Raw genomic sequence first — 5,266 nt, 5'->3', positions numbered from 1 at the left:
GTATACTGGTTCGCAGAGGTATGATGGGATAATTCCTGTTCCGTTGTCGTATGTTTTTGTATCATTAACAGGAGCTTTCTTTCCCTGCATCAAAGCATCAACCATTTCTACTACTTTTGAAGCAAGAGTACGTGTATCCTTGAAGATAGACATAGCCTGAGTTCCCTTAAGCATGTTCTTTACAGATACGATATCGCAGTCCTGTCCAGTGATGATTGGGAAGTTTTCAGCTGTGTATCCTGCAGAAAGAAGAGCGTTTGTAATACCCATAGCACAAGAGTCATTTGAAGAGTATACAGCATCAAGCTTTGTACCCTTTGGACCATATTTGTTAGATGTGATAAGGTTTTCCATTCTCTTCTGAGCTTCTTCTGTAGACCAGTTCAAAGTTGCACACTGAGCTTTTTCTGTCTGTCCTGAGCGGCAAACAATTACACCCTTGTCGAGGTAAGGCTTAAGAACATCCATAGCTCCACCGAAGAAGAAGTTGATGTTGTTGTCACCTGGGTCACCAGTAAAGAATTCCATGTAAGCAGGATCATCTGCTGTACGGTTCTTAAGGTTCAATTTATCAACAAGGTATTCACCCTGAATTGTTCCAACTTTGTAGTTGTCGAATGTTGCATAGTAAGAAACTGCCTTTGAATCCATGATAAGGCGGTCATAAGCGATAACCTTTACCTTCTTTTTTCTTGCTGTTTCAAGAACGTTTGAAAGTGAAGATCCATCAATAGATGCGATTACGAGAACTTTACAGCCTCCTGTAATCATATTTTCAACCTGTGATACCTGTGTTGGGATATCATTTGCTGCAAACTGAAGGTCTACTTTGTAACCAGCTTTTTCAAGCTGAGCCTTCATGTTTGATCCGTCCTGGTTCCAGCGCTGAAGGTCTTTTGTTGGCATTGAAACTCCGACCTTTGTGGACTTTGGTTTTGCACATACTGCAGCTGTTAATGTTGCTGCTGCTAAAAGAATGGCGATAATTTTTTTCATAAGAAAAAACACTCCTAATATTTTTTTCATAAGAGCCAACGGCTCTTTACATTTAGAAGTATATATCAGGAGATGGGGTGAAAAATTTCAAAATTCTTGAGATTCTTGTTATTTTCTGATTTTCAGAGGATTTGTTAGGAGAGAAAAATTGGTAAAATTCTGGATTTTTTTGTTATTTAAATTGTGCTAATTCTGTTCTGAACTATTATCGCCATAGACTGAAGCTGCACTATGAAAGCCGGATTCTATAATCAGCTTGTCGATATTGTATTTATCTACATAAGTAGGCTCCAGCCAGACTGTATTAATATTAGCATAGCCATTATTTATAGGACGAACTTTAAGATTTTCTGTTTCAATTTCTTCGCCCCGTGCCAAGTGTACTGCACATTCTGCAGCATATTCAGCCAGGCGGATAATTGGCTTATAGATTGTAAAGTCTTGTTTGCCCTGAACAATGTACTGGCAGGCGGCAATATCTGCATCCTGCCCACAGATTGGAATATGCATTTCTGGATAATAGCGGCTTAGAGCCTGAATTACGCTAGCCGCAACAGCATCGTTTCCACAGATTATTGCATCAGGAATTGTGCCTTCTTTTAAAATTCTTACAATTTCCTGGTAAGACAAGTCATAATTCCAGCCCTCCGTGTAAAAGGTATGACTTATATGAGCCGATGTCGTGCGCAGTATACGGTCCAGGCCTTCTTGTATAAGGGTCATGTTGTAATCTTCTTTTGGACCTAGAATGCAGTACCAGTTTCTTCCGGTTGTTCTTCTTAACATCTCGGAGGCCATGTATTCACCGACCTTTTCGCTGTCGATTGTAAGGTATAAATCAATATCAGCATTCAGTGTTAGTCTGTCGTAGGAAATAACAGGGATGCCCTTGGCTTTTATTTTCTGCACACTTTCAGTTATAGAGTTTGCATCTTTTGGCAGAACGACAATTGCATCAACTCCCTTATCAAGCAGGTACATGAGCTGGCGGTTCTGTTCTTCTATACTGTTTCCGGCATTCTGAACTATAACCTGGCCCCTCATTTCTCTAACCTTGTTTATAAAAATATCAATATCTCTTTGCCAGCGCTCTATGGCCAGAGTGTCTATTGAAACACCTATGGTTATTCTATCTTGTGAGGCTTCGGAATGCTTCTTTTCGCTGCTTACCTTCTGCTGTTTAGCACAAGACATTAAAAAGAGGGAAAATAAGATTAGACCAAGATTTGAGTAAAACTTTTTCATTTAATTAACCTTTCTGTATTCCTTAGGCGAAAGCCCATATTTGTTTTTAAAAATCCTGCTGAAATAGTTCTGGTCGTTATAACCAACTTCTGCGGTTATTTCTTTGATTGAAAGTTCAGTCTCCTCCAGAAGTTGACGGGCTTTTTCAAGGCGCTTGTCTGAAATAAAATTAATAAAGGTTTCGCCTTTTTCTTCCTTAAAGAGTTTACTAAGGTAAAAGGAGCTTATGCCTGCAAAATCTGCTGCTTCTTCAAGGGAAATATCTTTAGAAAGGTTTTCGTTAACATAATCGCAAACTTTTTTTATTACAGGATGCACTTCGGCCTTCTTTACACTTGTAATGGAAGTAGTGCATTCCAGAAGAAATTTATGCACAAACTCTTTTATGAGGTTTATATCGTTTTCGGAACTAAAGGTGGAGAAGGCATTGTCAAAGCAGTCACTTACGAAATTTTTGTTGATTTCTTTTGTTGTGTTATTTGCGGTTACAATCAGTTCAAAAAAGTTGTTCTTAATTTTATCGAGGGGTAAATCTGAAGAAATAAGTTCAGAAGTGTAGAGTTCAAGAAAGGCTTTTACCCCCTTTGAATCACCAGTAATCAGTTTGTTTATCAGGTTGTTTTTGAATTCAGAATTAACTACCTGCTTTTTTGAATTATCAGTTTCCTGAATGCCAAAGAAAACCAGCCCTCCGTTTACGGCTGATTTGTTAAGGGCAGAAAGTGATTCATTGTAGGAGGCCTGCAAAAGACTTTTATCAGTTTGGATTCTGCTTACTCCTGCGCGAATTCCTGCAGAAATATTATAGCTGAGAACCGTGTAGAATTTCTTTATTCTTTCCTGAACTTCATTGTATTCGGGATTAACGGAAAAAATAGGAAAAAATACAACAATCCTGTTCATCATAAAAGAGCTTACAAGACAGCGGTGTTCTGTGTTTAACAACTCGTGAATTTTCAGGTAGGTGCTGTATTGATTTTCGGAGTTTATATTTGGGAATTCAAAGCAGCAGAAAACCCAGGGATTTTCAGAAAGATTAAAATAATCAAGATATGAGGAAAGATCTATAGTTTTATCATTATTGAAAATGCAGGCATAAATAAAATCATTTTCAATCATAGGAGAAACCAGATCTAGTTTTTTATGAAGTTCCAGGTCGGCACTTAATTTTCCCTTCTTTTCTTCTATTAACTTCATTGCGCTCTGGATAGTTTCTATTACAACATTTCGGTTTACCGGCTTTGTAATATATTTGTAGGCTCCCAGATTTATTGCTTCCTGGGCATACTGAAATTTATCAAAAGCACTTAGGATAACAAATACAATATTAGGTTTTAATTTTGTAATTACACTTACTGTTTCAAGCCCGCTTAAACCTGGCATATTAATATCCATAAAAAGAATATCAATATTTTCTTTCATAACAATTTCTATGGCTTCAGTTCCTGACAGGGCGGTATAAATTTTAGTATCATCAGCAAAATTCTTTTTGATGATAAAGGAGAGTGCGTCTACTACAATCTGCTCGTCGTCTGTAACTAGTATATTAAACATGATTTGGAATCCTGATTATAAACTTTGTGCCAATACCATCATCTCCACTTGTGATATCAAAAACATCTTCATTATGGAATTGAAGCTGCAGTCTCATAAATACATTTATAAGTCCTGTTCCGTTATGAGAAGCGTTATCATCCAGAAGGTCTGAAGAAAGACGGGTAACACCTGTGCTCATGGAAGAAAAAATTGCTTCCCTTGTTTTTTCAGGCATTCCTTCGCCGTTATCAGAAATTGAAATGATTATGTTGTTTACATCCATTTCGACCGTCAATTTTACAATGCCCTTAGAGTTTTTAAGGCCGTGTTTTATGCAGTTCTCTACCAGAGGCTGCAAGGTCATTGACGGAATCTTCTGTGGAAAGCCGATATCTTGAATATCTTTTATAAATTCAAGGCGATTTCCAAAACGTACTTTCATTATATATACAAAATTATCCACCAATCCAAGCTCTTCGTCAATTGAAACTGTGCGGCTCTGTTGTTGAATATTGTAACGGAAGAAATCTGCCACCTGTTCAATGAAAAAACAGGTTTTATCTGCATTTTCCATCATGGCAAGCTGGGCGCCTGTGTTCAGGGTATTAAAAAGAAAATGAGGATTTATTTGATTTTGCAGGGCCCGGAGCTGGGCGTCTGTGTAAAGAGCCTGCATTTCAATTTCTTTTTCTTTGAGTTCTGCTTCGGTACGGGCCTTTTCCCAGATTGTATCAATGTATTCTCTGATACTGATAGTCATTCGGTCAAATGCCTTGCAGATATTTCCTATTTCATCATTTGAATCTCTGTTGAATAGGGGAACATCAAAATCTCGGCGGGCAAGCTTGTGTGCAACATTTGAAATTTCTACCAGAGGATCCATAATCGAGGTAATAGTCAGATAAAGAACTATGAAAATGAGCAGAGAGAAAATAAGGAAGAAAAGCATACTCATTATGTTGGCAGTTAAGATTTTATCCTGATTTTCGTTATAAAGAACTGCATTTTGCTGCATTCTCAAATTGTTCAGTTCCAGAATCTGCGAAATCAGATAATTATAGCTTTCCATTGCGTAATTATAATTTAAAGACATTTCATTATCGTTATTCGCACGACGGGCTGAAATTGCCATATTTCCATAATATAAAAAGGCTTCTGTAAGCTGATGAATTATGTATTCTTTATGAGAGATTTCGTTGTGTGAAGGAAAATTCTGCAGTCCCTCGTAAGAATCTTCTACCTTGGTGCGGGCATTGTAGTAAGCGTCAATACTTTCAAAGGTTCTGTAATTTATGTAATTTTCCATAGCTTTTTCTGTACTTGTAATAGCCTGGGAAAATTCCGTCAGTTCTGTGTTTGATTCATAAGAAGAGCCAAGATTTTGAATAAAGTAAAAGGAAATTCTTGTGGTTGTAATAATACCGGCAGTAAGCATCATTATTGCGATTGCAATACTAACCATAATTCGCCAGCGAAGACTTTTATTTCT

At 37.4% G+C, this 5,266-nt stretch carries 4 protein-coding genes; all 4 read right to left on the bottom strand.

The features are described from left to right. On the bottom strand, nt 1-996 hold a 996-nt coding region (locus K6D58_RS08330; RefSeq protein ID WP_296829621.1), incomplete at its 3' end, for a substrate-binding domain-containing protein. Nucleotides 997-1,182: 186 nt separating this feature from the next. Next, entirely contained in the window at nt 1,183-2,190 is a 1,008-nt protein-coding gene (locus K6D58_RS08325; protein WP_296829619.1) for a substrate-binding domain-containing protein, read from the bottom strand. 51 nt (nt 2,191-2,241) lie between these two features. Then, entirely contained in the window at nt 2,242-3,795 is a 1,554-nt protein-coding gene (locus tag K6D58_RS08320; protein ID WP_296829616.1) for a helix-turn-helix domain-containing protein, read from the bottom strand. Further along, a partial coding sequence (locus tag K6D58_RS08315; RefSeq protein ID WP_296829613.1) for a sensor histidine kinase occupies nt 3,788-5,266 on the bottom strand: 1,479 nt, incomplete at its 5' end. The genes K6D58_RS08315 and K6D58_RS08320, both read right to left, overlap by 8 nt.

The sequence above is a fragment of the Treponema sp. genome, from assembly GCF_024696245.1.
In the GTDB taxonomy this organism is placed as follows: domain Bacteria; phylum Spirochaetota; class Spirochaetia; order Treponematales; family Treponemataceae; genus Treponema_D.
This window is presented reverse-complemented; position numbering and strand designations above follow the sequence as displayed.